At 35.0% G+C, this 25,701-nt stretch carries 33 protein-coding genes and 1 other annotated feature; all 33 genes read right to left on the bottom strand.

Going from position 1 to position 25,701, the window contains the following annotated elements; genetic code table 11:
• Nucleotides 1-14: 14 nt before the first annotated feature.
• Complete coding sequence (gene secY / locus ACWPW7_RS05175) at nt 15-1,292, bottom strand: preprotein translocase subunit SecY (RefSeq protein ID WP_454052618.1); 1,278 nt, start codon at nt 1,290-1,292, stop codon at nt 15-17.
• Nucleotides 1,293-1,733: a 50S ribosomal protein L15 gene (rplO, locus tag ACWPW7_RS05170; protein WP_291561019.1), complete on the bottom strand. Its 441-nt coding sequence runs from the start codon at nt 1,731-1,733 to the stop codon at nt 1,293-1,295. It lies immediately after the preceding gene.
• 18 nt (nt 1,734-1,751) lie between these two features.
• Nucleotides 1,752-1,931, bottom strand: coding sequence for a 50S ribosomal protein L30 (gene rpmD / locus ACWPW7_RS05165; RefSeq protein ID WP_039630685.1), 180 nt, complete (start codon nt 1,929-1,931; stop codon nt 1,752-1,754).
• Nucleotides 1,932-1,944: 13 nt separating this feature from the next.
• Complete coding sequence (gene rpsE / locus ACWPW7_RS05160) at nt 1,945-2,442, bottom strand: 30S ribosomal protein S5 (RefSeq protein WP_291561016.1); 498 nt, start codon at nt 2,440-2,442, stop codon at nt 1,945-1,947.
• Between the two features lie 17 nt (nt 2,443-2,459).
• On the bottom strand, nt 2,460-2,822 hold the full coding sequence (gene rplR / locus ACWPW7_RS05155; protein WP_454052617.1) for a 50S ribosomal protein L18: 363 nt from the start codon (nt 2,820-2,822) through the stop codon (nt 2,460-2,462).
• A 25-nt stretch (nt 2,823-2,847) separates the two neighbouring features.
• Nucleotides 2,848-3,387, bottom strand: a complete 540-nt coding sequence (rplF, locus tag ACWPW7_RS05150; protein WP_454052616.1) for a 50S ribosomal protein L6 — start codon at nt 3,385-3,387, stop codon at nt 2,848-2,850.
• A 23-nt stretch (nt 3,388-3,410) separates the two neighbouring features.
• Entirely contained in the window at nt 3,411-3,809 is a 399-nt protein-coding gene (gene rpsH / locus ACWPW7_RS05145; protein WP_039630678.1) for a 30S ribosomal protein S8, read from the bottom strand.
• Between the two features lie 31 nt (nt 3,810-3,840).
• Nucleotides 3,841-4,026: a type Z 30S ribosomal protein S14 gene (locus tag ACWPW7_RS05140; RefSeq protein WP_010295312.1), complete on the bottom strand. Its 186-nt coding sequence runs from the start codon at nt 4,024-4,026 to the stop codon at nt 3,841-3,843.
• 15 nt (nt 4,027-4,041) lie between these two features.
• A complete protein-coding gene (rplE, locus tag ACWPW7_RS05135; RefSeq protein WP_454052615.1) occupies nt 4,042-4,584 on the bottom strand; it encodes a 50S ribosomal protein L5 in 543 nt (180 codons plus the stop codon).
• A 22-nt stretch (nt 4,585-4,606) separates the two neighbouring features.
• Nucleotides 4,607-4,924, bottom strand: coding sequence for a 50S ribosomal protein L24 (rplX, locus tag ACWPW7_RS05130; RefSeq protein WP_454055472.1), 318 nt, complete (start codon nt 4,922-4,924; stop codon nt 4,607-4,609).
• Between the two features lie 14 nt (nt 4,925-4,938).
• Entirely contained in the window at nt 4,939-5,307 is a 369-nt protein-coding gene (gene rplN, locus ACWPW7_RS05125; protein WP_291561005.1) for a 50S ribosomal protein L14, read from the bottom strand.
• Nucleotides 5,308-5,331: 24 nt separating this feature from the next.
• Nucleotides 5,332-5,586 carry a 30S ribosomal protein S17 gene (gene rpsQ / locus ACWPW7_RS05120; RefSeq protein ID WP_039630667.1) on the bottom strand — a complete coding sequence of 85 codons (255 nt, stop codon included), beginning with the start codon at nt 5,584-5,586 and terminating at the stop codon, nt 5,332-5,334.
• A gap of 21 nt (nt 5,587-5,607) precedes the next feature.
• A complete protein-coding gene (rpmC, locus tag ACWPW7_RS05115) occupies nt 5,608-5,820 on the bottom strand; it encodes a 50S ribosomal protein L29 (RefSeq protein ID WP_039630665.1) in 213 nt (70 codons plus the stop codon).
• Nucleotides 5,810-6,253: a 50S ribosomal protein L16 gene (gene rplP, locus ACWPW7_RS05110; RefSeq protein WP_291560999.1), complete on the bottom strand. Its 444-nt coding sequence runs from the start codon at nt 6,251-6,253 to the stop codon at nt 5,810-5,812. Before rplP ends, rpmC begins: the two co-directional genes overlap by 11 nt.
• 27 nt (nt 6,254-6,280) lie before the next feature.
• Nucleotides 6,281-6,946, bottom strand: a complete 666-nt coding sequence (rpsC, locus tag ACWPW7_RS05105; RefSeq protein ID WP_454052614.1) for a 30S ribosomal protein S3 — start codon at nt 6,944-6,946, stop codon at nt 6,281-6,283.
• Nucleotides 6,947-6,962: 16 nt separating this feature from the next.
• On the bottom strand, nt 6,963-7,298 hold the full coding sequence (gene rplV / locus ACWPW7_RS05100) for a 50S ribosomal protein L22 (protein ID WP_039630658.1): 336 nt from the start codon (nt 7,296-7,298) through the stop codon (nt 6,963-6,965).
• A gap of 22 nt (nt 7,299-7,320) precedes the next feature.
• Nucleotides 7,321-7,602 carry a 30S ribosomal protein S19 gene (gene rpsS, locus ACWPW7_RS05095; protein WP_039630657.1) on the bottom strand — a complete coding sequence of 94 codons (282 nt, stop codon included), beginning with the start codon at nt 7,600-7,602 and terminating at the stop codon, nt 7,321-7,323.
• Nucleotides 7,603-7,668: 66 nt separating this feature from the next.
• A complete protein-coding gene (gene rplB, locus ACWPW7_RS05090) occupies nt 7,669-8,502 on the bottom strand; it encodes a 50S ribosomal protein L2 (RefSeq protein ID WP_291560992.1) in 834 nt (277 codons plus the stop codon).
• 60 nt (nt 8,503-8,562) lie between these two features.
• A complete protein-coding gene (gene rplW / locus ACWPW7_RS05085) occupies nt 8,563-8,856 on the bottom strand; it encodes a 50S ribosomal protein L23 (protein ID WP_291560989.1) in 294 nt (97 codons plus the stop codon).
• A complete protein-coding gene (gene rplD / locus ACWPW7_RS05080) occupies nt 8,856-9,476 on the bottom strand; it encodes a 50S ribosomal protein L4 (RefSeq protein WP_291560986.1) in 621 nt (206 codons plus the stop codon). The genes rplW and rplD overlap by 1 nt, the downstream gene beginning before the upstream one ends.
• Before the next feature lie 17 nt (nt 9,477-9,493).
• Nucleotides 9,494-10,120 carry a 50S ribosomal protein L3 gene (rplC, locus tag ACWPW7_RS05075; protein ID WP_454052613.1) on the bottom strand — a complete coding sequence of 209 codons (627 nt, stop codon included), beginning with the start codon at nt 10,118-10,120 and terminating at the stop codon, nt 9,494-9,496.
• An 88-nt stretch (nt 10,121-10,208) separates the two neighbouring features.
• A complete protein-coding gene (gene rpsJ, locus ACWPW7_RS05070) occupies nt 10,209-10,517 on the bottom strand; it encodes a 30S ribosomal protein S10 (protein ID WP_039630647.1) in 309 nt (102 codons plus the stop codon).
• Nucleotides 10,518-10,937: 420 nt separating this feature from the next.
• Nucleotides 10,938-12,131 carry an elongation factor Tu gene (gene tuf, locus ACWPW7_RS05065; protein WP_454052604.1) on the bottom strand — a complete coding sequence of 398 codons (1,194 nt, stop codon included), beginning with the start codon at nt 12,129-12,131 and terminating at the stop codon, nt 10,938-10,940.
• Nucleotides 12,132-12,199: 68 nt separating this feature from the next.
• Entirely contained in the window at nt 12,200-14,263 is a 2,064-nt protein-coding gene (gene fusA / locus ACWPW7_RS05060) for an elongation factor G (protein ID WP_454052612.1), read from the bottom strand.
• A gap of 73 nt (nt 14,264-14,336) precedes the next feature.
• Nucleotides 14,337-14,807 carry a 30S ribosomal protein S7 gene (gene rpsG / locus ACWPW7_RS05055; protein ID WP_039629576.1) on the bottom strand — a complete coding sequence of 157 codons (471 nt, stop codon included), beginning with the start codon at nt 14,805-14,807 and terminating at the stop codon, nt 14,337-14,339.
• A gap of 138 nt (nt 14,808-14,945) precedes the next feature.
• Nucleotides 14,946-15,323: a 30S ribosomal protein S12 gene (gene rpsL / locus ACWPW7_RS05050; RefSeq protein WP_039629574.1), complete on the bottom strand. Its 378-nt coding sequence runs from the start codon at nt 15,321-15,323 to the stop codon at nt 14,946-14,948.
• A gap of 134 nt (nt 15,324-15,457) precedes the next feature.
• Nucleotides 15,458-15,694 (bottom strand): ribosomal L7Ae/L30e/S12e/Gadd45 family protein, encoded by a 237-nt coding sequence (locus ACWPW7_RS05045; RefSeq protein ID WP_454052611.1) that lies wholly within the window; start codon nt 15,692-15,694, stop codon nt 15,458-15,460.
• A 113-nt stretch (nt 15,695-15,807) separates the two neighbouring features.
• Nucleotides 15,808-19,341, bottom strand: a complete 3,534-nt coding sequence (gene rpoC, locus ACWPW7_RS05040) for a DNA-directed RNA polymerase subunit beta' (protein ID WP_454052610.1) — start codon at nt 19,339-19,341, stop codon at nt 15,808-15,810.
• A 20-nt stretch (nt 19,342-19,361) separates the two neighbouring features.
• A complete protein-coding gene (gene rpoB / locus ACWPW7_RS05035; RefSeq protein WP_454052609.1) occupies nt 19,362-23,063 on the bottom strand; it encodes a DNA-directed RNA polymerase subunit beta in 3,702 nt (1,233 codons plus the stop codon).
• A gap of 260 nt (nt 23,064-23,323) precedes the next feature.
• On the bottom strand, nt 23,324-23,692 hold the full coding sequence (rplL, locus tag ACWPW7_RS05030; protein ID WP_039629592.1) for a 50S ribosomal protein L7/L12: 369 nt from the start codon (nt 23,690-23,692) through the stop codon (nt 23,324-23,326).
• 61 nt (nt 23,693-23,753) lie between these two features.
• Nucleotides 23,754-24,254 carry a 50S ribosomal protein L10 gene (rplJ, locus tag ACWPW7_RS05025; protein ID WP_454052608.1) on the bottom strand — a complete coding sequence of 167 codons (501 nt, stop codon included), beginning with the start codon at nt 24,252-24,254 and terminating at the stop codon, nt 23,754-23,756.
• Nucleotides 24,255-24,287: 33 nt separating this feature from the next.
• Nucleotides 24,288-24,420, bottom strand: a sequence feature (ribosomal protein L10 leader region).
• 50 nt (nt 24,421-24,470) lie between these two features.
• Nucleotides 24,471-25,160, bottom strand: coding sequence for a 50S ribosomal protein L1 (gene rplA, locus ACWPW7_RS05020; protein ID WP_454052607.1), 690 nt, complete (start codon nt 25,158-25,160; stop codon nt 24,471-24,473).
• A 58-nt stretch (nt 25,161-25,218) separates the two neighbouring features.
• A complete protein-coding gene (gene rplK, locus ACWPW7_RS05015; protein ID WP_039629588.1) occupies nt 25,219-25,644 on the bottom strand; it encodes a 50S ribosomal protein L11 in 426 nt (141 codons plus the stop codon).
• Nucleotides 25,645-25,701 lie beyond the last annotated feature (57 nt).

Raw genomic sequence — 25,701 nt, 5'->3', positions numbered from 1 at the left:
CAACTCCAAAATATTTATTTAAGGAAACCTTGGTAATGTCTCATTACTAATTGTGATTCAAGTTGCTTCATTGTTTCAAGAGCAACTCCAACAATAATTAATATACTAGTTCCTCCAAAGGCTATTCCTTTAAATTTAGTGTAGGATTCCATTATAATTGGGAATACAGCTATTATCCCTGCGAAAGTTCCTCCTATTATGGATACTTTAGTTAAAACTTTTTCTAAGAAAATTGCTGTTTTCTCTCCTGGTCTTATACCTGGTATAAACCCTGATGATTTATGCATATTTTCAGCCATCTCATCTGGTTTTAATGTAACTATAGTATAGAACCATGAGAAAAATAATATTAATACGAAATACACTACTACATATTTTAAGGATCCTCTTTGGAATATACTCCAAGGACTTTCCAATACAAACGTTGCAAAAGAAGATTTTGGCCAAATTCTAGCTATTGTTTCAGGTAATTGCATCACTGACATAGAAAAAATTATCGCCATAACTCCAGATGAATTTAAGCTAAAAGGAATGTGCGTTGATTGTCCTTTGAACATCTTATTTCCTACTGCTTTTCCTGCATATTGCACAGGCACTCTTCTTTCTGCTAAATTTACTACAATAACTGATAATAATAAAGCCAAAGCTACTAGTATAAATATTATAACCTCTACTATACTTACTGAACCGGCCTTTTGAAGTCCGCCAATTTGGTAAGCCATGGTTGGAATGGTAGAAATAATATTTACGAAAATTATTACTGAAACTCCATTTCCAATTCCATATACTTGTATCTGTTCGCCTAACCATACTAATAATGTCGAACCAGCAGTGGTTGTAAGAATTACTAAAAACAACCCAAATTTTCCATCCATTTGAAGTGCTCCAGCACTATTTATCATAGCATATACAGCAATACCTTGAACTACTGAAAAAACTATTGCTGCAATTCTTGTGTAGTTTTGAATTTTTTGTCTTCCGTCTTGGCCTTCTTTAGAAAGTTGCTCTAAATATGGAACTGCTATTGTTAATAATTGCAATACGATTGATGCATTTATGTATGGTCCTACACCCATGGCAAATATACTAAACTTGCTTAGAGCACCACCGGAAAGCATATCATAGAAGGTGAACAATGTTCCTGAGCTTGTTAAGTTAGCTAGCTTACTAGCATCTACCCCAGGAACAGGAATAAATATCCCTAGTCTAAATATCACCACTATAAATAACGTAAATAGCATCCTTTTTCTAAGCTCTGGAACTTTCCAAGCATTTCGTAGGGTTGATAACATCTATATCACCTCAACTTTGCCTCCAGCGGCTTCGATCTTTTCAGCAGCAGCTTTAGAGATTTTGTTAACTTTAACAGTTAAATTTCTCTCTAAGTTACCATTTCCTAATATTTTAACACCGTCATAAACTTTTTTAATTACTCCTCTTTCGATTAGTAATTCTGGTGTTACTTCTGTACCATTTTCAAATATATTCAATCTATCAACATTTATGCAAGCATATTCTTTAGCGAATATGTTAGTGAATCCTCTTTTAGGTAATCTTCTGTATAAAGGCATTTGACCTCCCTCAAATCCAGGTCTTACACCACCGCCTGATCTTGAGTTCTGTCCATTTTGGCCTCTTCCTGCAGTTTTACCCCAGCCTGAACCAGTACCTCTACCAACTCTTTTAGCGGCTCTTTTTGATCCTTCTGCAGGTCTTAACTCATGAAGTTTCATAGTCTACACCTCCTTGTATTATGCTTCTTCTACTTTCAGTAGGTAATTAACTTTGTTTACCATACCTCTGATTTGAGGAGTTTCCTCGTGCTCTACAGTTTTACCTATTTTCTTTAATCCTAATGCATTAACTGTAGCTATATGGTCTTTTTTTCTACCGATTAAGCTTTTTGTTAATGTTATTTTAAGTTTAGCCAAGGTCATTCCCCTCCTATCCTAAAATTTCTTCAACAGTTTTGCCTCTTAATTTAGCAACTTGTTCTGCTGTTCTTAAGTTTGCTAATCCATTGATTGTAGCATTTACCATGTTTCTTGGATTGTTAGAACCTAAAGATTTAGCTCTAACGTCTTTTAATCCTGCAAGCTCAAGCACCGCTCTTGCTGGACCTCCAGCGATAACTCCTGTACCTTCTGCTGCTGGCATTATATGCACTCTTCCAGTACCAAATTTTCCATCTATAGTATGAGGAACTGTAGTTCCATCTAATTCAACTTTTACAAGGTTCTTCTTAGCATCTTCAATACCTTTTCTTATAGCTTCAGGTATTTCAATAGATTTACCCATTCCAACGCCAACGTGTCCGTTTTCATCTCCAACAACTACTAGTGCGCTGAATCTGAAGTTTCTTCCACCTTTAACAACCTTAGCAACTCTATTAATAAAAACAACTTTTTCTTTAAGATCTAGTGTGCTAGGATCTATTTTCATGAATTTCCCTCCTTTTTTTAGAATTGAAGTCCTGCTTCTCTTGCGCCTTCTGCAAGCATTTGTACTCTTCCGTGGTAAACGTATCCGCCTCTGTCAAATACCACTTCTTTTATTCCGTTTTCTAACGCTTTTTTAGCTATTAGCTCTCCAACAGCTTTAGCAGCTTCTTTGTTGCTTCCAGCCTTTAATTCAAGGTTTTTATCTAAACTTGAAGCAGCAACTAAAGTTCTTCCAGCTACGTCATCTATAATTTGAGCGTATATGTTCTTTTCACTTCTATAAACAGCTAATCTTGGTCTATCAGCTGTTCCAGCTATTTTTTTACGTACTCTTAAGTGACGAGTTTCTCTTGATAGTTTTCTATCAGCCTTTTTGAACATTACCTTCACTCCTTCCCACTATTTATTATTTACCTGTTTTACCTTCTTTACGTCTTATAACTTCATCAGAATATTTAATTCCTTTTCCTTTATAAGGCTCAGGTTTTCTCCACGCTCTAATGTCGGCAGCAATATCTCCAACTAGTTCTTTATCTATGCCTTTAACGTGTATTGTATTAGCATCAGGAGTTTCAAATGTGATTCCTGGAACTGCTTCTACTTCAACTGGATGTGAGAATCCAAGGTTTAATGTTAATTTATTTCCTTTTAGTGTTGCTCTGTATCCAACACCAACTAATTGAAGTATTTTAGTATAACCGTTAGTTACTCCGATTACCATGTTATTTATTAATGCTCTTGTTAATCCATGAAGAGCTCTATGTTCTTTTACATCGCTTGGTCTTGTAACAACCACTGAATTATCTTCTATAGCTATATTTATAACCTTTGCCATTGCTTTAGTTAATTCACCTTTAGGTCCTTTAACTGTAACAACGTTCTCTGGTGATACTGTAACTGTTACACCGCTTGGTATAGCTATTGGAAGTCTTCCTACTCTTGACATAATTGCACCTCCTGTTCATCAAACTACCAGATATAGCAGATTACTTCTCCACCTAATCCTAATTTTCTAGCTTCTCTATCAGTTACGATTCCTTTTGAAGTAGATATTACTGCTACTCCTAAGCCATTTAATACTTTTGGAACATCCTCATTCTTTGTGTATACTCTTAAACCTGGTTTAGATATTCTCTTAAGTCCTGTTATTACTCTCTCTTTGTTTTGACCATACTTCATAGTAAGTCTTAACATTGCTACAGAACCATCTTGATATTCTTCTATATTTTTAAGGTATCCTTCTTGAAGCATTATGTTTGCGATTGCCTTCTTTATGTTTGAAGAAGGAACTTCTAATATTTCGTGTCTAACAACATTTGCATTTCTTATACGAGTTAGCAAATCTGCGATAGGGTCAGTCATAACCATTTATTGTGCCTCCTTTCATATAATGAATTTATTACCAACTTGCCTTCTTACATCCAGGAATTTGTCCTTTATAAGCAAGTTCTCTGAAACAAATACGGCAAATACCAAATTTCTTTAATACAGAATGTGGTCTTCCACATAGTCTGCATCTTGTATAAGCTCTAGTTGAATATTTAGGCTCTTTTTTCCATTTTTCTATTAAAGCTTTACGTGCCACGTTATTCCCTCCTTATTATTGAGCAAATGGCATTCCAAGGAATCTTAATAATTCTCTTGCTTCCTCGTCTGTCTTTGCAGTAGTAACGAATATTACATCCATACCTCTTACTTTGTCAATCTTATCATATTCTACTTCAGGGAATATTAATTGCTCTTTTATTCCTAATGCGTAGTTACCTCTTCCATCAAAGGATTTTGAAGGAACTCCTCTGAAGTCTCTAATTCTAGGTATAGCAATGTTGATTAGCTTATCTGCAAATTCAAACATTTTTTGCTTTCTTAATGTAACTTTACATCCGATTGGCATCTTCTCTCTTATTTTAAAGTTTGCTACAGAGTTCTTAGCTCTTGTTAAGATTGCCTTTTGTCCTGTTATTAGTTGCATGTCAGCAACAGCAGCCTCAAGAACCTTAGAATTATCTTTAGCTTCTCCAACTCCCATATTTACTACTATCTTTTCAAGCTTAGGTACTTCCATTATGTTTTTATATCCGAACTTCTCCATCATAGCTTGAACTACTTCATTATTGTATTTTTCTTGTAGTCTTGCAACCATTGGTTAAACCTCCTTTCGCGAATTAAAATGTTTCTCCGCACTTCTTGCACACTCTTACTTTAGTGCCATCCTCTAATATTTTATTACTTATTCTAGTAACAGATTTACACTTATTGCAGTATAACATAACCTTTGAACTGTTTATAGCTCCTTCAAAGTGTACTATTCCACCTTGCATGTTTTGTTTATTAGGTTTTTGGTGTTTAGTAACAACACTAACGTCCTTAACTACAACTTTTCCTTTTTTAGGATAAACAGCTAGAACTTCACCAATTTTTCCTTTATCTTTACCAGAAATAACCATTACTGTGTCTTTCTTTCTAACATGAACTTTCATTATAGCTACCTCCTATCTTATAGAACTTCAGGTGCTAATGATAATATCTTATTAAATTCTTTATCTCTTAGCTCCCTAGCAACAGGTCCGAAGATACGAGTTCCTCTTGGATTTTTATCTTCTTTTATTACAACAGCTGCATTTTCATCAAATTTAATGTATGAACCGTCTGCTCTTCTTAAACCTTTTACTGATCTAACAATAACTGCTTTTATAACGTCACCTTTTTTAACAACTCCACCTGGTGTTGCACTTTTAACGCTAGCAACGATTATATCTCCGATGTTTCCCCATTTTCTTTTGGAACCACCTAGTACTCTAATACACATTATTTCCTTAGCACCAGAGTTGTCTGCTACCTTTAATAATGTTTGTTGTTGTATCATGTAAAATACCCTCCTTTCAGTTAACTATTTAGCTTTCTCAGTGATTTCAACAAGTCTCCATCTTTTATCTTTTGATAATGGTCTTGTCTCCATAATTAATACTCTATCATTAATTCTAGCTTCATTATTTTCATCATGAGCTTTGAATTTTGTAGTTCTGTTAACTGTTTTTCCGTACAGTGGATGTCTAACCTTTGTTTCAACTGCAACAACGATTGTTTTATCCATTTTATCAGAAACAACTCTTCCTATTCTTGTCTTTCTATTTCCTCTTTCCACAAGACGAACCTCCTTTCAGTATTACTGCTCAAAAGCCCTTAATTCTTCTTCTCTAAGGATGGTTTTAATTTGGGCTATAGACTTTTTAACCTGTTTAATTCTCATTGGGTTTTCTAACTGTCCTGTAGCTAACTGAAATCTAAGGTTAAATAATTCTGATTTTAAATCAGTTAATTTCACTTGTAAATCTTGAGGAGTACTTTGTCTCAACTCTTTTAATTCATTAGCCTTCATTGATTTCACCACCCATTTCCTCAAAATCTTTTCTTGTCACAAACTTAGTTTTAATTGGTAGTTTGTGAGATGCTAGTCTCATAGCTTCTCTAGCAGCTTCTTCTGAAACTCCAGAGATTTCAAATAACACTCTGCCTGGTTTAACTACTGCTACCCAGTATTCTGGTGAACCTTTACCAGATCCCATACGTGTTTCAGCTGGCTTCTCAGTAACTGGCTTATCAGGGAAGATTTTTATCCAAACCTTTCCTCCTCTTCTTACGTATCTATTTATAGCTATTCTGGCAGACTCAATTTGGTTGCTTGTTATCCAACCACATTCAGTTGCTTGTAAAGCGTAATCTCCGTAAGCGATGAAGTTACCTCTAGTAGCTTTACCTTTCATTCTGCCACGATGAACCTTACGATGTTTAACTCTTTTAGGCATTAACATGTCATATTCCTCCTTCCTTACACGTTATTAAGCGTTAGCTTCTTCCTTTTCAACTTTCTTTGTTGGAAGAACTTCGCCTTTATATACCCAAACTTTAACTCCAATTTTTCCATAAATTGTATCTGCCTCTGCAAATCCATAATCTATGTCAGCTCTTAAAGTTTGTAGCGGAATTGTTCCTTCATGGTAAAATTCTGCTCTAGCAATTTCTGCTCCACCAAGTCTTCCTGAACAAGCTGTTTTAACTCCTTTAACGCCTGTTCTCATAGCTCTTTGGATTGTTTGTTTCATAGCTCTTCTAAAAGATATTCTCTTTTCTAATTGAGCTGCTATGCTTTCAGCCATTAATTGAGCGTTGTTTTCTGGGTTTTTAACTTCTACGATATTAATAAGAACATTACTTGCCTTAACAATGTTCTTTAATCCTTTTTTAAGTTCTTCTATACCTTGACCGCCTTTTCCTATAACCATTCCTGGTTTAGCAGTATGTATATTAAGTTTCATTCTTTTTGCTGCTCTTTCAATTTCTATTCTAGAAATTCCTGCAGTGTATAACTTCTTTTTAAGGTATTCTCTTACATGATTGTCTTCAACTAAATTGTCTGCAAAGTTAGTTCCTTCTGCGTACCATTTAGCATCCCAATCTTTGATTACACCAACTCTTAAGCCGTGTGGATGTACTTTTTGTCCCACTATATATCCCTCCTTCTTATGCTCTTTCTTTGATTACTAAAGTTATATGGCTAGTTTTCTTTCTTATTCTGAAAGCTCTTCCTTGCGCATGTGGTCTAAATCTTTTTAATGTTGGACCTTGACCAGTATGTGCACTTGCAACATATAATCTATTTCTATCTAAACTTAAATTATTTTCTGCATTTGCAACTGCTGACTTTAGTACTTTGTTTACAACTTCAGCTGCATCTTTTGGAGTATATTGTAATATAGCAAAAGCTTCATTTACATCTTTACCTCTTATTAAATCAAGAACGATACCAACTTTCATTGGAGACATTCTTACATATCTTGCTATAGCTTTAGCTTCCATCGTGTATTTCCTCCTTCCCGGACTATCTTACTTTGCTTGATTTTGACTTATCGATGTGACCTTTGAAAGTTCTAGTTAATGCGAATTCACCTAACTTATGTCCTACCATATCTTCTTGGATATATACAGGAACGTGTTTTCTTCCGTCATGAACTGCGATAGTATGACCTATCATTTGTGGGAAAATAGTAGAACTTCTTGACCAAGTTTTTACAACTTTCTTCTCACCATTTTTGTTCATCTCATTGATTTTATTTAAAAGCGACTCTTTAACAAAAGGTCCTTTTTTTATAGATCTACCCATGTGTTAGCGGCCTCCCTTCATACAATGTATGCGTAGTTCAGAAGAGAATAAAATATTCCCTTCTTATTATTTCTTATTTCTTCTCTTAACAATAAATTTATCAGAGTATTTTTTAGTTTTTCTAGTTTTGTATCCAAGAGCTGGTTTACCCCATGGAGTAAGTGGACTTGCGTGTCCGATAGGAGATTTTCCCTCTCCACCTCCGTGTGGATGGTCATTAGGGTTCATAACAGAACCTCTTACTGTAGGTCTGAAACCCAAATGCCTTTTTCTTCCTGCTTTACCTATTTTAACAATTTCATGAGTTAAGTTAGAAACTGTTCCTATAGTAGCTCTACAGTTAATTCTTACATATCTTACTTCTCCACTTGGAAGTCTTACTTGAGCATATTCTCCTTCTTTAGCCATAAGCTGAGCTGAAGAACCTGCTGATCTAACAAGTTGAGCACCTTTTCCAACTTGTAACTCTATGTTATGAATTACACTACCAACTGGTATGTTAGCTATTGGAAGAGTGTTTCCTACTTTTATATCTGCATCTGGACCAGATACTATTACATCTCCAACTTTTAATCCTACTGGAGCTATTATGTATCTCTTTTCACCATCTGCATATACAACTAGAGCAATGTATGCTGATCTATTTGGATCATACTCAATAGTTGCAACCTTTGCTGGAATACCATCTTTTCTTCTCTTAAAGTCAATTATTCTATATTTTTGTTTCGCTCCACCACCGCGGTGACGAACAGTAATTTTACCATGGGCATTTCTACCACCTGATTTTGTCTTACTTACAAGAAGTGACTTTTCTGGTACATCAGTAGTTATTTCTTCAAATGTAGCCATTGTCATATTTCTTCTTGAAGGTGTGGTAGGTCTAAACTTCTTAACTGCCATTAGGTTTCCCTCCTTCTTTTCGCTTATCTGGTTCTAAACCAATAAATGCTTATTCGCTAACTACATTCCTTCAAAGAACTCTATAGTTTTACTATCTGCAGTTAATGTAACTATTGCTTTTTTGAAGTTTGCTCTTTTACCAACATGAACTCCAACTCTCTTAGTTTTTCCTAAGCTTCTAATTGTAGCTACATTTTCTACTTCTACTCCAAAAACTTCTTCTACTGCTTTCTTTATTTGGAATTTATTAGCGTGTATGTCAACTATGAAAGTGTATTTTTTATCAGCCATTGCTGCCATACTTTTTTCAGTTATAACAGGTTTTCTTATTATATCATGGCTTGTCATTTTCATTATGCATACACCTCCTCAATTTTAGATACAGCTTCTTTAGTTACCACAAACTTCTCGTATTTTAATATATCATATACGTTTAAGTTGTTTACTGGTAACACAGCTACTCCTGGTATATTTCTAGCTGATTTATAAACATTCTCGTTTGACTCAGCTACTACTATTAAAGTTTTCTTAGCTTCAAAAGCACTTAAAACTTTTATCATTTCTTTAGTCTTAGGAGCTTCAAAATTTAAGCTTTCTAATACTATCATTTCATTGTCAACAACTTTTGAAGTTAAAGCTGACTTCATAGCTGTTCTTCTCATGCTTTTTGGAATTGAAACTCTATAGTCTCTTGGCTTTGGTGCAAATACGATACCACCATGAATCCATTGTGGTGCTCTTATTGAACCTTGTCTTGCTCTACCAGTTCCTTTTTGTCTCCATGGTTTTATACCACCGCCGCGAACTTCAGCTCTAGTTTTAGCGCTTTGAGTTCCTTGTCTTTTATTAGCTAATTGAGCTAATACTACTTGATGCATAGCATCTCTGCTTACTTCAACATCAAATATATTTTCATTTAATTGGATATCTCCAACTTCTTTTCCTTCTTTATTAAACACTTTTAATGTAGGCATTCTGTATCCTCCTTTCCCTAAGCTTTAACAGCGTCTCTAATTACTACAAGACCTTTATTTGGTCCTGGTATTCCACCTTTTATAAGGATTATGTTTTTCTCAGGTATTACTCTTACGATTTCTAAACTTAATACTGTTGTATTAACATTTCCCATATGTCCAGGCATTCTCTTGTTTTTGAAAGTTCTAGCAGCATCTGTAGCTCCCATAGAACCTACTGCTCTGTGGAACTTAGATCCGTGAGTCATCGGTCCTCTGTGGAAGTTCCATCTTTTAATTACGCCTTGGAATCCCTTACCTTTAGATACTCCTGAAACGTCTACTTTATCTCCTGCTGCAAATACTTCAGCTTTTATTTCTGAACCAACTTCTAAGCCGCTCATGTCCTCTAATTTAAACTCTTTTATGTGTCTCTTAACACCAACTCCAGCCTTTTCGAATTGACCTTTCATTGGCTTATTAACTAATTTTTCTCTTATATCTCCGAAAGCAACCTTAACTGATTCATATCCGTCAGTTTCAAGAGTTTTCTTTTGGATAACTACGCATGGACCAGCTTCTACAACTGTTACTGGAACTACTTTTCTATTTTCATCAAATATTTGAGTCATTCCTAGTTTTTTACCCATTATAGCTTTTTTCATTCAAATACACCTCCTACTTATTAGCGGACCACCTCAGTGGTCATAATAGTTAGTAATAGTTATCTATTACTCGTACTCTTATGTACGTCTATAGTTTTATTTCTATATCTACGCCTGCTGGCAAGTCTAATCTCATTAACGCATCAACAGTTTTTGGTGATGGGCTTAATATATCGATTAGTCTCTTGTGAGTTCTTATTTCGAACTGCTCTCTTGAATCTTTGTATTTATGTGGAGCTCTTAAAACTGTTACTACATCTTTTTCAGTAGGTAGTGGTACTGGACCTGCTACTTTAGCTCCTGTAGATTTAGCTGTTTCTACAATTCTTTCAGCTGATTGATCTAATATATTGTGATCAAAAGCTTTTAATCTGATTCTGATTTTTTGTTTTGACATTGTATTCCCTCCTTTTCATCGCACGCTATACTTCTTACGTGCAACAGCGGATGTTCTGTAAACTGTTCCGGGTGTTGCATTAAATTAACGCAACACAGAGCAAACACAGACCCCGTCGCCCAATTCAAGATTAGGACATGCTCGGTGAAGAATTCCCCGGAAGTCCGGCAACCTCTTACCTCATCGCTGTTACCACTTTACAACTTCTATATTATACCGTACTCTATATACTTTGACAAGTATTTTTTAATTAATTTATACATTAATTTATAAATTAATTAATACGTTATAGTATTGGTAAATTTGTACTTTTTATGCAATATTATTAATTAAGGAGAAGGGCGTCCCCTTCTCCTTAAAGCCTAGGCATATTCTCATGTATACACTAAATTATCTAAATTACTAAGTTAAATAATTATATTACTTAATTATAGAAGTAACAACTCCTGAACCTACTGTTCTTCCACCTTCTCTGATTGCGAATCTTAATCCTTCATCCATTGCGATTGGAGTGATTAATTCAACGTTCATGTCAATGTGGTCTCCTGGCATTACCATTTCCATTCCGTCTGGTAATTTGATTGATCCTGTTACGTCTGTTGTTCTGAAGTAGAACTGTGGTCTATATCCATCAAAGAATGGTGTATGTCTTCCACCTTCTTCTTTTTTAAGTACGTATACTTGACCTACAAACTTAACGTGTGGGTTTACTGAACCTGGTTTTGTTAAAACCTGACCTCTTTGGATGTCTGCTCTTTGTACCCCTCTTAATAATGCTCCTATATTGTCTCCTGCTTGTGCTTCATCAAGAAGTTTTCTAAACATCTCAACTCCTGTACAAACTACTTTTCTCTTCTCTTCGCTTAATCCAACAAGTTCTATCTCGTCTCCAACTTTTAATATTCCTGTTTCTACTCTTCCTGTTGCAACTGTTCCTCTTCCAGTGATTGTGAATACGTCCTCTACTGGCATTAAGAATGCTTTGTCTGTTGCTCTTTCTGGAGTTGGAATATAGCTGTCTACTGATTCCATTAATTCCATTATGCATGCTGTCGCAGCTTCATCTGTTGGGTTTTCTAATGCTTTTAATGCTGATCCTGTTATTACTGGAATATCATCTCCTGGGAAGTCATACTCGCTTAATAATTCTCTTACTTCCATTTCAACTAATTCTAATAATTCTGGATCGTCTACCATATCTGCTTTGTTTAAGAATACTACTATGTATTGTACTCCTACTCTTGATGCTAGCAGTATATGCTCTCTTGTTTGCGGCATTGGACCGTCTGCTGCTGATACTACTAAGATTGCTCCATCCATTTGAGCTGCTCCTGTTATCATGTTCTTTACATAGTCAGCGTGTCCTGGACAGTCAACGTGAGCATAGTGTCTGTTATCTGTTTGATACTCAACGTGTGATGTATTGATTGTGATTCCTCTTTCTTTTTCCTCTGGTGCTTTGTCTATTTGGTCATATTTGAATGCCTCTGCAAATCCTCTGCTTGCTAATACTGTTGTGATTGCAGCTGTTAATGTTGTTTTACCGTGGTCAACGTGTCCTATAGTTCCAATGTTAACGTGCGGTTTGCTTCTTTCAAATTTTTCCTTAGCCATTTTTTATTCCTCCTTTAACACTTTAAAGTAATTTTTAAATATTTATTTTAATTGTCTAATTATATTTATTATTTTTTACCTAGAACTTCTTCTTGAATACTCTTTGGAACTTCTTCATAAGCGGCGAACTCCATAGTATAATTTCCTCTACCTTGAGTTCTAGATCTTAATGTAGTCGCATATCCAAACATTTGTGATAGTGGAACCATTGCTCTTATAACTTGTGCTCCATTTTGTGGATCCATACCTTCAATTCTTCCTCTTCTTGAGTTAATGTCACCCATAACGTCACCCATATACTCTTCAGGCATAGTAACTTCAACTTTCATTATTGGCTCAAGTAATACTGGGTCTGCTTTAGACATAGCATTTTTAAATGCCATAGATCCAGCAATTTTAAATGCCATTTCTGATGAGTCAACATCATGATATGATCCATCAACAAGTCTAATTTTAAAGTTAAGAACTGGATATCCGCCAAGTATACCTGCTTCAGAAGCTTCTTGAATTCCATTATCAATTGGTGAAATATACTCTTTTGGTACAGATCCTCCAACGATAGCATTTTCGAATTCATATGGTCCGCTGTGTGGTATTAATTCGATTACAGCATGACCGTATTGTCCACGTCCACCTGATTGTCTAATAAATTTACCTTCAGCTTTAACTTGTTTTCTAATTGTTTCTTTGTAAGCAACCTGTGGCTTACCAACGTTACATTCAACTTTAAATTCTCTTTGAAGTCTATCTGCAATGATTTCAAGGTGAAGCTCTCCCATACCAGCTATAATTGTTTGACCAGTTTCTTGATCTGTATATGTCTTAAATGTTGGATCTTCTTCAGCAAGTTTAGCTAAAGCAATACCCATTTTTTCTTGACCTGCTTTGGATTTTGGCTCTATAGCAACATGGATAACTGGTTCTGGGAATTCCATACTTTCAAGAATTACTGCATCATTTTCTGTGCATAGAGTATCTCCTGTTGTAGTTGTTTTCAATCCTATAACAGCACCTAAATCTCCAGCACGTAACTCAGTAACTTCTTCTCTTGCGTTAGCGTGCATTTTAACAAGTCTTCCGATTCTTTCTTTTTTACCTTTGTTAGCATTTAATACATATGTACCACTTTCCATTACACCAGAGTAAACTCTTGTGAATGCTAACTTACCTACAAATGGGTCAGTAGCAATTTTGAATGCTAATGCAGCTAATGGTTCTTCATCACTTGTATGTCTTTCAACTTCTTCTCCAGTTACAGCATCTACACCTTTTATAGCAGGTATATCTAATGGTGATGGCATATAGTCAACTACTGCATCTATCATCATTTGAACACCTTTATTTTTGTAAGATGATCCGCATATTACTGGAACTATTTCATTGTCTATAACACCTTTTCTTAGTGCAGCTTTTAATTCTTCTTCAGTTATTTCTTCTCCATCTAGATATTTCATCATTAGCTCTTCGTCTAATTCAGCAATAGCTTCTATCATTGCTGCTCTATACTCTTCAGCTAAATCTTTCATGTCTTCTGGAACTTCACTTTCTTCTATTTGAGTACCTAAATCATCTTTGTAGATTTCAGCTTTATTTTTCATTAAATCTATAATTCCTACAAAGTTTTCTTCTTTACCTATTGGTATTTGTATTGGCACTGCGTTAGTTTTTAATCTTTCTTTCATCATACTAACAACTCTAAAGAAATCAGCACCCATTATATCCATTTTATTTACATAAGCCATTCTTGGTACTGAATACTTATTCGCTTGTCTCCATACTGTTTCAGATTGAGGTTCAACCCCACCTTTAGCACAGAATACAGATACAGCTCCATCAAGAACTCTTAAAGATCTTTCAACCTCAACAGTAAAATCTACGTGTCCAGGTGTATCTATTATATTTATTACGTGATCTTTCCAAAAACACATTGTTGCTGCAGAAGTAATTGTTATACCTCTTTCTTGCTCTTGAGCCATCCAGTCCATTGTAGCTCCACCTTCGTGTGTTTCTCCGATCTTATGTGTTTTTCCTGTATAGAATAATACACGCTCCGTAGTAGTTGTTTTACCAGCATCTATATGGGCCATTATTCCAATATTACGAAATTTTTCTAATGCATATTGTCTAGTCACAATTTTTCCTCCTCTCGACGAGTGATTTTAGATTTGAGAAAACTGTTTTAGCGCAGCCAAAACAGTTTCTATATTAATATCTGTAATGAGCAAAAGCCTTATTAGCTTCAGCCATTTTATGAGTATCTTCTCTCTTTTTAACAGCAACACCAGTGTTGTTAGAAGCGTCGATTAACTCATTTGCAAGTCTCTCTCTCATGTACTTTTCGCCTCTTTTTTCACAAGCCGCAAGCATCCATCTAATACCTAAAGTTTGTCTTCTCTCTGGTCTAACTTCGATAGGTACTTGATAAGTAGCTCCACCGATTCTTCTTGCCTTAACTTCAAGTAATGGCATTACATTATTCATTGCTGCTTCGAAAACTTCTAAAGGTTCTTTACCTGTTTTTTCACTAATTATTTGGAAAGCATCGTAGCATATTTTTTGTGCTACTCCTTTTTTACCATCTTCCATTATGTTGTTGATTAACTTAGTAACAACTTTTGAATTGTACATTGGATCTGGTAATACATCTCTTTTTGCTATAAATCCTTTTCTTGGCACTTTTCTTCCCTCCTTAACAATTTAAATTAACTCATAGGTACTCGATATTTCTACCGCAAAGCGCTCTGCTCCAACTATCTATGTATATCTATATAAATGCCGAAGGCATCGCACCTCTTAGTTTAATCTTTAAGACCTCTATTTTTGTTTTGGTCTCTTAGCACCGTACTTAGATCTTGATTGTGATCTGTTAGCAACTCCTGCTGAGTCTAAAGCACCTCTTACTATGTGGTATCTAACCCCTGGAAGGTCTTTAACTCTTCCGCCTCTTATAAGAACAACACTGTGCTCTTGTAAGTTGTGACCTACTCCACCGATGTAAGCAGTAACTTCATATCCATTTGTAAGTCTAACCCTAGCAATTTTTCTTAAAGCTGAGTTTGGTTTTTTTGGAGTTGTAGTTTTAACTACTGTACATACTCCTCTTTTTTGTGGACACTCTTTTAATGCTGGTGAGTTTGAGGTAGTTTCTAAAGATTTTCTTCCTTTTCTAACTAATTGGCTGATTGTTGGCATTTTTTCACCTCCTATATTTTGGGTATACTATCAAATAATAGTATATCTATACAGACATCATACATTATCAAAGTCTTGACAATGCATGATGTTATATATTTATTTATATTAATTACCTGCTAGCTAAATATAAATTATAATATGAGCGCAGTTGCAGCTGATACATCTATTGCACATAATTTTCCTAGTTCTTTCATAGTATCAACATATTCAATCTGCAGGGAATTAGTTTTAGCTAACTCTATAATAGGTTTTAATAGTTTTTGATCAGCATCTTTAGCTAAATAGAGAACTTTACCTTGTTTATTCTTCAAAGCCTTTGTTGTTTGCTTGATTCCAACCACCTTTTCACCTTCGAGTCTGCCTATCATATTTACCCCCCTCATATGTGTAATTATCCTAAAAGAAACCGCACTTTGTAAGTATTAAAATCACACAAACTGTATTTTATCATTTTAGAACTACACTGTCAACAAAATATATTCTATGCTTGTAAATCCTCAGTTAAGATTTCTTCATTTTCTTTTTCTGTAGAAATCTTAATTGTTCTATAGCGAGTCATCCCTGTTCCTGCCGGGATTAATTTACCAATAATTACATTTTCTTTTAATCCCACTAGATTGTCAATTTTACCCTTGATAGCCGCATCAGTAAGAACTCTTGTAGTTTCTTGGAACGAAGCCGCTGATAAAAATGAATCAGTAGCAAGTGCTGCTTTTGTTATTCCAAGTAATGTTATTTTACCTTCTGCTGGCATTCCACCTTCAGCAAGAATTCTTTCATTTTCTTCCTCAAAGTCAAATATGTCTATCATTGTTCCTGGTAATAAATCAGTATCTCCTGACTCTTCTATTTTAACTTTTCTAGTCATTTGTCTTATAACAACTTCCAAGTGTTTATCATTGATATCAACACCTTGAAGTCTATAAACTTTTTGAACTTCTGAAAGAAGATAGTTTTTAACACCATTTACTCCCTTAATTCTGATGATATCATGTGGGTTAACTGACCCTTCAGTAACTTCATCTCCAGCTCCAATTGTATCTCCATTTAAAACTTTGATTCTTGAGCCGAATGGGATATCATAGCTAAACTCTTCCCCTTCATTTGTAGTTATAACAACAGTTCTCTTTTTCTTAGTTTCTTCAATTCTCACTGCACCTGCAACATCACTTACAATTGCTAATCCTTTAGGTTTTCTAGCTTCAAATAGCTCTTCAACCCTTGGAAGACCTTGAGTAATATCCGCTCCAGCAACTCCTCCTGTATGGAAAGTTCTCATTGTAAGCTGTGTACCTGGCTCACCTATAGATTGTGCAGCTATAATACCAACAGATTCTCCAATGTTAATTTTTTGAGCAGTAGCCATGTTCATACCATAACATTTAGAACAAACACCTATCTTAGATTTACATGTAAATACAGATCTTATTTTAACTTTTTTAATTCCTGTACTTTCAACTTCTTCTGCAAGGTGTATATCCATATAAGTATCTCTTGGAACAATAACTTCTCCTGTTTTTGGATTAATTATATCTTCCGCACTATATCTTCCAGTAAGTCTTTCGCTTAAAGGTTCGATTACTTCGCTTCCTTCTTTGATTTCACTTACTTCAAATCCTTCTGTAGAACCACAGTCCTCATGTCTTACAATAACATCTTGGCTTACGTCAACAAGTCTTCTTGTTAGATATCCTGAATCCGCGGTTTTAAGTGCTGTATCGGCGTTACCTTTTCTAGCTCCGTGAGTAGATATGAAATATTCTAATACATCAAGACCTTCTCTAAATGATGCTCTAATTGGTAACTCTATAATTTTACCAGATGGATTAGCCATAAGCCCTCTCATACCCGCAAGCTGTTTAATCTGACTCTTAGAACCTCTGGCTCCTGAATCAGCCATCATTGCTATTGGGTTAAATTTATCTAAGCTATCCATAAGGGCATTAGCTATATCTTCAGTAGTCTTAGTCCACTTATCTATAACTCTTTCATATCTTTCATCTTCAGATATAAATCCTCTTCTGTACATTTTATCTATCTTATCAACAGCAGCATCTGTCTCAGCTAGTAAGGTCTCCTTAGCTGCTGGAACTTCCATATCTGAAGTAGCAACAGTTATAGCTCCTATTGATGAGTAGTGATATCCTTTTGCTTTTATATTATCTAACATTTTTGATGTCTCAGTAGCACCATATTTTAGATAACATCTATCTATAATTTTACCTAAATTCTTCTTACTTGCTAAGAAATCAATTTCAAGCTTAAACTCATTTTCTGGTTTACTTCTATCAATAAATCCTAAGTTTTGCGGAATAGATTCATTAAATATCAGCTTACCTGGAGTGGTATCAATGATTCCAGTGATTAACTTACCATCTTTAATCTTGCTCATTTTAACTTTAATTTTTGCATGTATATCAATATCTTTAACTTGATATGCCATATAAACTTCATTTGGTGAAGAGAACATTCTTCCTTCACCTTTAGCTCCATCTTTATCCAAAGTTAAATAATATGAGCCTAAAACCATGTCCTGTGTAGGTACACAAACAGGCTTTCCATCAGATGGTTTTAATATATTATGAGCTGCTAACATTAAAAATCTAGCTTCTGCCTGTGCTTCAACTGATAGTGGTACGTGTACCGCCATTTGGTCTCCGTCAAAGTCAGCGTTGTATGCTGTACATACAAGTGGATGTAACTTTATAGCTCTTCCTTCAACTAAAATTGGTTGGAAGGCTTGAATACCTAATCTATGCAAAGTAGGAGCACGGTTTAGTAATACTGGATGATCAGATATAACTTCTTCTAATACATCCCATACTTGAGGCATTACTCTTTCAACCATTCTCTTTGCACTCTTTATGTTATGTGCAACTCCAGTCTCAACTAATTTCTTCATAACAAATGGTTTGAATAATTCAAGAGCCATTTCTTTTGGAAGTCCACATTGATACATTTTCAATTCTGGACCAACAACTATAACGGAACGTCCTGAGTAGTCAACACGTTTTCCAAGAAGGTTCTGTCTAAATCTTCCTTGCTTACCTTTAAGCATATCTGATAATGATTTAAGTGGTCTATTTCCTGGACCTGTAACCGGTCTTCCTCTTCTACCATTATCTATAAGAGCATCAACAGCTTCTTGAAGCATCCTCTTCTCATTTCTAACAATGATATCTGGAGCGCCTAAGTCTAACAGTTTCTTTAATCTGTTATTTCTGTTTATAACTCTTCTATAAAGGTCATTTAAATCAGATGTAGCAAATCTTCCTCCGTCTAATTGAACCATTGGTCTTAAGTCTGGAGGTATTACTGGTATAACATCAATAATCATCCATTCTGGCTTATTTTTTGACTTTCTAAAGGATTCAACTACGTCTAATCTTCTTATAGTTCTTACTCTTTTCTGTCCGCTACTTGTCTTTAGATCTTCTTTTAGTTCAGCGCCTAACTCATCAAGATCTATATCTTGAAGTAAAACTTTGATTGATTCTGCTCCCATTCCAGCAACAAATCCATCATAGCCATACTTATCTATAGCTTCTCTATAGTCCTTCTCAGTTAATATTTGCTTTTTATCTAGTCCTGTATCCTTTGGATCTAGAACTACATAGGAAGCAAAATATAAAACTTTTTCTAAGGATCGTGGTGACATATCAAGAATTAATCCCATTCTTGATGGTATTCCTTTGAAATACCATATGTGTGATACAGGAGCAGCAAGTTCTATGTGCCCCATTCTCTCACGTCTTACTTTTGTTTTAGTAACTTCAACACCACATCTGTCACAAACGATTCCTTTATATCTAACTCTTTTATATTTTCCGCAATGACACTCCCAGTCTTTCATAGGTCCAAATATTCTTTCACAGAATAACCCATCTCTCTCTGGTTTTAAAGTTCTATAGTTTATTGTTTCAGGTTTTTTCACTTCTCCTCTAGACCACTCTCTGATCTGTTCTGGAGAAGCTAGCCCTATTTGTATTGCATCAAAATTATTTAATTCAAACAAGGGTACATCCTCCCTTCATTTTAGTTTTCATCACTGAAATCATTAAGTTCTAATTCATCAGTAAAATCTATAGGTAAATTTTCATAATCTAGTTCTACTTCTTCTTCAGCCTCTTCAACAGGTTCAACATATTCAGGTGATGGCGCCTCTTTTACTATCTCCTCATTTCCTTCTATGTTAACTTCTAAGTCTTCAAGTTCATCTTCAACAGATTCCCTAAGCCTAATTTCTTCATGTGAATCATCAAGAAGTTTAACATTTAAGCAAAGTGCTTGTAATTCTTTAATAAGAACTTTAAATGATTCTGGCACACCTGGTTCTGGTATGTTTTCACCTTTTACGATAGCTTCATAAGTTTTAACCCTTCCCACTACATCATCAGATTTAACTGTTAAGATTTCTTGTAGAGTATGAGCTGATCCATATGCTTGAAGTGCCCAAACCTCCATCTCTCCAAATCTTTGTCCTCCGAATTGAGCTTTACCTCCTAGTGGTTGTTGGGTAACTAACGAATATGGTCCTGTTGATCTTGCGTGTATCTTATCATCAACTAAATGGTGTAGTTTTAAGATATACATATATCCAACAGTTACTCTATTATCAAATGCTTCTCCTGTTCTTCCATCATAAAGAACAGTTTTACCGTCTCTATTATACCCAGCATGTTCTAGACAATCTTCTATTTCAGTATCCAATGCGCCATCGAACACTGGAGTAGCTATGTGCCATCCTAACTCACTAGCTGCCCATCCTAAATGAACTTCTAGTACCTGACCAATGTTCATACGAGATGGAACCCCTAGTGGATTTAAGCATATTTGTAGCGGTCTTCCGTCTGGTAAGAATGGCATATCTTCTTCTGGTAAGACTCTTGAAATAACACCCTTATTTCCGTGTCTTCCAGCCATCTTATCTCCAACAGAAATTTTTCTCTTTTGAGCTATATAACATCTTACTAATTGGTTAACTCCTGGTGGAAGCTCATCGGCATTTTCCTTAGTAAATACTTTAACATCTACTATAATTCCTGCTTCTCCATGAGGTACTCTCAGTGATGTATCTCTAACTTCTCTTGCCTTTTCTCCAAATATTGCTCTTAATAATCTCTCTTCAGCAGTAAGTTCAGTTTCTCCTTTTGGAGTAACTTTTCCTACTAATATGTCTCCAGATCTAACTTCCGCACCTATTCTAATAATTCCACGCTCATCTATATCTTTAAGAGCTTCTTCACCTACATTTGGAATATCTCTTGTGATCTCTTCAGGTCCAAGTTTGGTATCTCTAGCCTCTGCCTCATATTCTTCGATATGAACAGATGTGAAAATATCATCTTTTACTAACTCTTCAGAAACTAGCATAGCGTCCTCGTAGTTATAACCTTCCCAAGTTATAAATCCAATACGTATATTTTTACCTAAAGCTATCTCACCTAAGTCAGTAGATGGTCCATCAGCAAGAACTGTTCCAACTTCAACTTTTTCACCTTTGCTTACAATTGGTCTTTGATTTATACAAGTTCCTTGGTTTGATCGTTTGAACTTAAGTAACTTGTAAGTATCAGTTCCACTGTCTTCATCTCTCTTCACTCTTATTTCATTTGCACTTACATAAGAAACTGTTCCGGCATTTTTCGCCTTAGGCAGTACCCCTGAATCAACAGCAGCCTTATATTCAATTCCTGTACCTACTATCGGAGTTTGAGTTTTTAATAATGGAACCGCTTGACGTTGCATGTTTGATCCCATCAGCGCTCTTGATGCGTCATCATTCTCGAGGAAAGGTATCATTGCTGTTGCAACAGAAACTATCTGTCTTGGAGAAATATCAATTAAATCAACATCTTCTTTTGGAACAATAATAATATCATGTCTAGCTCTTACAGTTACTTTCTTGTCAACAAACATACCATTTTCATCAATTGGTTCATTTGCCTGTGCAACTAAGTAGTTGTCTTCTTCATCAGCTGTCATATATCTTATAATATCAGTAATTTTCCCTGTTTTCTTATCAACAACTCTATATGGAGTTTCCATAAATCCATATTCATTTACCTTAGCATAACTTGATAATGAGTTGATAAGACCTATGTTTGGTCCCTCTGGTGTTTCAATCGGACACATTCTTCCATAATGTGAGTGGTGAACGTCTCTTACCTCAAAGCCTGCTCTTTCTCTTGAAAGTCCTCCAGGTCCAAGAGCGGATAACCTTCTCTTATGAGTTAGTTCAGATAATGGGTTTGTTTGGTCCATGAATTGAGATAATTGAGAACTTCCAAAGAACTCTTTTATTGCTGCTACAACTGGTCTTATATTGATTAAGGCTTGAGGAGTTATTATGTCTTGATCTTGAATTGTCATTCTCTCTTTAACAACTCTTTCCATTCTTGAAAGTCCAATTCTAAATTGGTTTTGCAGTAGTTCTCCAACGGATCTTAACCTTCTATTTCCTAAATGGTCAATATCATCAATATAGCCAATTCCATAAGCTAATCCCAGCTCATAACTAACTGTAGCATATATATCATCTTTAATTATATGTTTAGGTATTAACCTATTTATATTTGATTTAATTTGTTCTTTTATTGTTTCTTCATCATTGTAATTCTCTAATATTTCTTTTAGTGTTGGGTAGTGAACTAATTCCCTAATGTTTAGATCGGAAATATCAAAGTTTACATGTTTGCTTATATTAACAAAGTTATTTCCTATAACTCTAATTTTTCTATCATCTACTTGAATGTCAACAGAATTAATTCCAAGGTCTTGAATCTCTTGAGCTGTCTCTCTGTCGATTTTTTCACCTTTTTCAACTATAATTTCTCCTGTTGTAGGATTTACTATATTTTCTGCTGCTATTTGGTTAGCAATTCTTAAATGAACTGATAATTTCTTATTAAACTTATATCTTCCTACTCTTGATAAATCATATCTCTTAGCATCAAAGAATAATGAATCAATAAGTGATACAGCACTATCTACAGTTGGTGGCTCACCCGGTCTTAATCTTTTATATATTTCTAATAATGCATCATTCTTGTCCTTAGTATTATCCTTCTCTATAGTAGCCTGTAATCTTTCCTCTTCACCAAAGAACTCCAATATTTCAGCATCACTACCATAGTTCATCATAACTCTTACAAGCACAGTAATTGGTAACTTTCTTGTTTTATCAATTCTTACATATATTATGTCATTTGAGTCTGTCTCGTATTCTAACCACGCACCTCTGTTTGGTATAACTGTTGATGAAAATAATTTCTTACCAGTTTTATCAATTGTATAGTTGTAGTAAACTCCTGGCGATCTAACAAGCTGGCTAACTATAACTCTTTCTGCCCCGTTTATAACAAAAGTTCCTTGCTCTGTCATAAGTGGGAAGTCACCCATGAATACTTCTTGCTCCTTTATTTCACCAGTTTCATTGTTACGTAGTCTTACTTTAACTTTTAGTGGTGCTGCATAAGTTGTATCTCTTTCTTTACACTGTTCTACAGTGTATTTGATATTTTCCTTATCAAGCTTATAGCCTACAAATTCTAATGCCAAATTTCCAGTATAATCTTGAATTGGATTTATATCTTCAAACACTTCATGTAGTCCTTCAGCTAAAAACCAATTATATGAGTCTAACTGAACTTCAATTAGATTAGGCATAGTAGCCGTCTCGTTTACTTTAGCAAAACTCATTCTTGTTCTTTTACCATTTTTGACAGGATGTACCATCAGCTTTCACCCCTTGTATAAACTAAAATAACCCAAAAACCCACTATCCCCTAGGACTTTGTGTTTTCGGACTTCACACATTTTCATCATGTAATTATAACCATTTTTTTAAAAAATATTCATTTTTTAACAATACTTATAACCATGATTCATTGTCTAAATACTTTCGCATTAAATTATGTTATCATTACTCAAAGCATTTGTCAATGCTTTAGATAAAAAAGGAGCACTTTATACAAAGTGCTCCTTGTATTATGTCACTATTTTACTTCTACAACAGCGCCTACTTCTTCTAATTTAGCTTTCATGCTTTCAGCATCATCTTTGCTTGCGCCTTCTTTTACTGTCTTAGGAGCTCCGTCAACTATTTCTTTAGCTTCTTTTAAGCCTAATCCAGTTATTTCTCTAACTACTTTTATAACTTTGATTTTATTAGCTCCTGCATTAGCTAATACTACATCAAACTCAGTTTTTTCCTCTGCTGCTGCAGCTCCTCCTGCTACAGCTCCTGCTACTGCTACTGGAGCAGCAGCGCTTACTCCGAATTCCTCTTCACAAGCTTTAACTAATTCGTTTAATTCTAAAACGCTCATTCCTTTTATAGCTTCTATAATTTGCTCTTTTGTCATTTTAAATGCACCTCCGAAATTTCTCTTTTTCTATTCTTTGTTCTTATTTTTAGTAACTAAATTACTCAGCTGATTCTTTTTGCTCTTTTATAGCACTTAATAAGTAAGCTAAGTTTGATACTGGAGCTTTGAAACTTCCAAGAAGTTTTGCAAGTAATACCTCTTTTGGTGGTATTGAAGCAAGCTCTTTAATTTTATTTTCATCAAATATTTCACCTTGAACTAATCCAGCTTTTAATTGAAGCTTTTTATTAGTTTTAGCAAAATCATTTAATACTCTAGCTGGAGCTGTTGGATCTTCATATCCAAATGCTATAGATACTGGTCCTTGAAGGTATTGCTCTAATCCTTCTACTCCTAACTCTTTAGCAGCTAAAGCTACTAGTGTATTTTTATAAACTTTATATTCTACACCAGTTTCTCTTAATTTTTTTCTTAATTCTGTATCTTGCTCAACTGTTAAACCTTGATATTCACTTAGTATAACACCTTGAGCTTTTTCTAATTTTTCTTTTATTTCAGCAACTTTTGCTTCTTTTAACATTCTGTTTTTGCTTTGCACTGTGTGTCCACCTCCTCACAGCTTATCACTGTTTATTTAATAATAAAAGTCTCTCCGCAAACATACGAAGAGACCAATAAAATCATCACGTTCTATTAGAATCCTCGGTAGGTAATTTCTGTTACGCTTATGCACCTACTGTCTACGGAATATTTATCTATTCAACTTTTAAGATTCTAACATACTTAATACAACAAGTCAAGGTTTTTATAAAAATTATTCTATAACTTTTACAGGATTAATTTTTACTCCAGGTCCCATCGTACTTGCAACAGTAACAGACTTAATGTATTGTCCTTTTGCTGCAGCTGGTTTAGCTTTTACAATAGCTTCCATTAATGTTTGGAAGTTCTGTTGTAATTTTTCTTCTCCAAATGATTTTTTGCCAATTCCTACGTGTACAATAGCAGTTTTATCTACTCTGTACTCAACTTTACCTGCTTTAATATCTGATAAAGCTTTAGCAACATCAAATGTAACTGTTCCTGATTTTGGGTTTGGCATTAATCCTTTTGGTCCTAATACTCTACCTAGTCTTCCTACTACTCCCATCATATCTGGTGTAGCAACAACTATGTCAAATCCAAACCAGTTTTCTTTTTGAATTTTATCAACTAACTCTTCAGCTCCAACAAAATCTGCTCCTGCAGCTTCTGCTTCTTTAGCTTTATCGCCTTTAGCGAAAACTAAAACTCTAACTGTTTTACCAGTTCCATGAGGAAGAACAACTGCTCCTCTTACTTGTTGATCCGCATGTCTTGGATCAACACCAAGTCTTACGTGAACTTCTATTGTCTCATCAAATTTAGCTTTTGATGTTTTTACTGCAAGCTCCATAGCTTCTGATGGTGTATATAGAGCACTTTTGTCAATAAGCTTAGCACTCTCTATGTAATTCTTTCCCATTTTGCTATCCTCCTTCGTGGTATTAACGGTTTTTGCCTCCCACTAATTTAAAATCGAATTAATCTTCTACTACTATACCCATGCTTCTAGCTGTTCCAGCTATCATGCTCATAGCAGCTTCTACTGATGCAGCATTTAAATCTGGCATCTTTAATTCAGCTATTTCTCTTACTTTAGCTGTAGATACTTTAGCAACCTTATCTCTATTTGGAACTCCTGAACCACTTTCTATTCCAGCTGCTTTCTTTAATAATACTGCTGCTGGTGGAGTCTTTAGTATAAAACTAAAAGATCTATCCTGATATACAGTGATTACTACTGGAATTATCATTCCCGCTTGATCAGCAGTTTTTGCGTTAAATTCCTTACAGAATCCCATAATATTTACACCATGTTGACCAAGTGCAGGTCCAACTGGTGGTGCTGGAGTTGCTTTTCCTGCAGGAAGTTGAAGTTTTATCATTCCTGTTATTTTCTTAGCCATGAGTTTACACCTCCTATATTGTGGTAATCGGACTTTTAAAGCCCTCCCACTTAATAA

It is taken from the genome of Clostridium sp. Marseille-Q7071, from assembly GCF_965112025.1.
The sequence above is the reverse complement of the archived record's forward strand: the minus strand, read 5'-3'. Positions and strand labels throughout refer to the sequence as shown.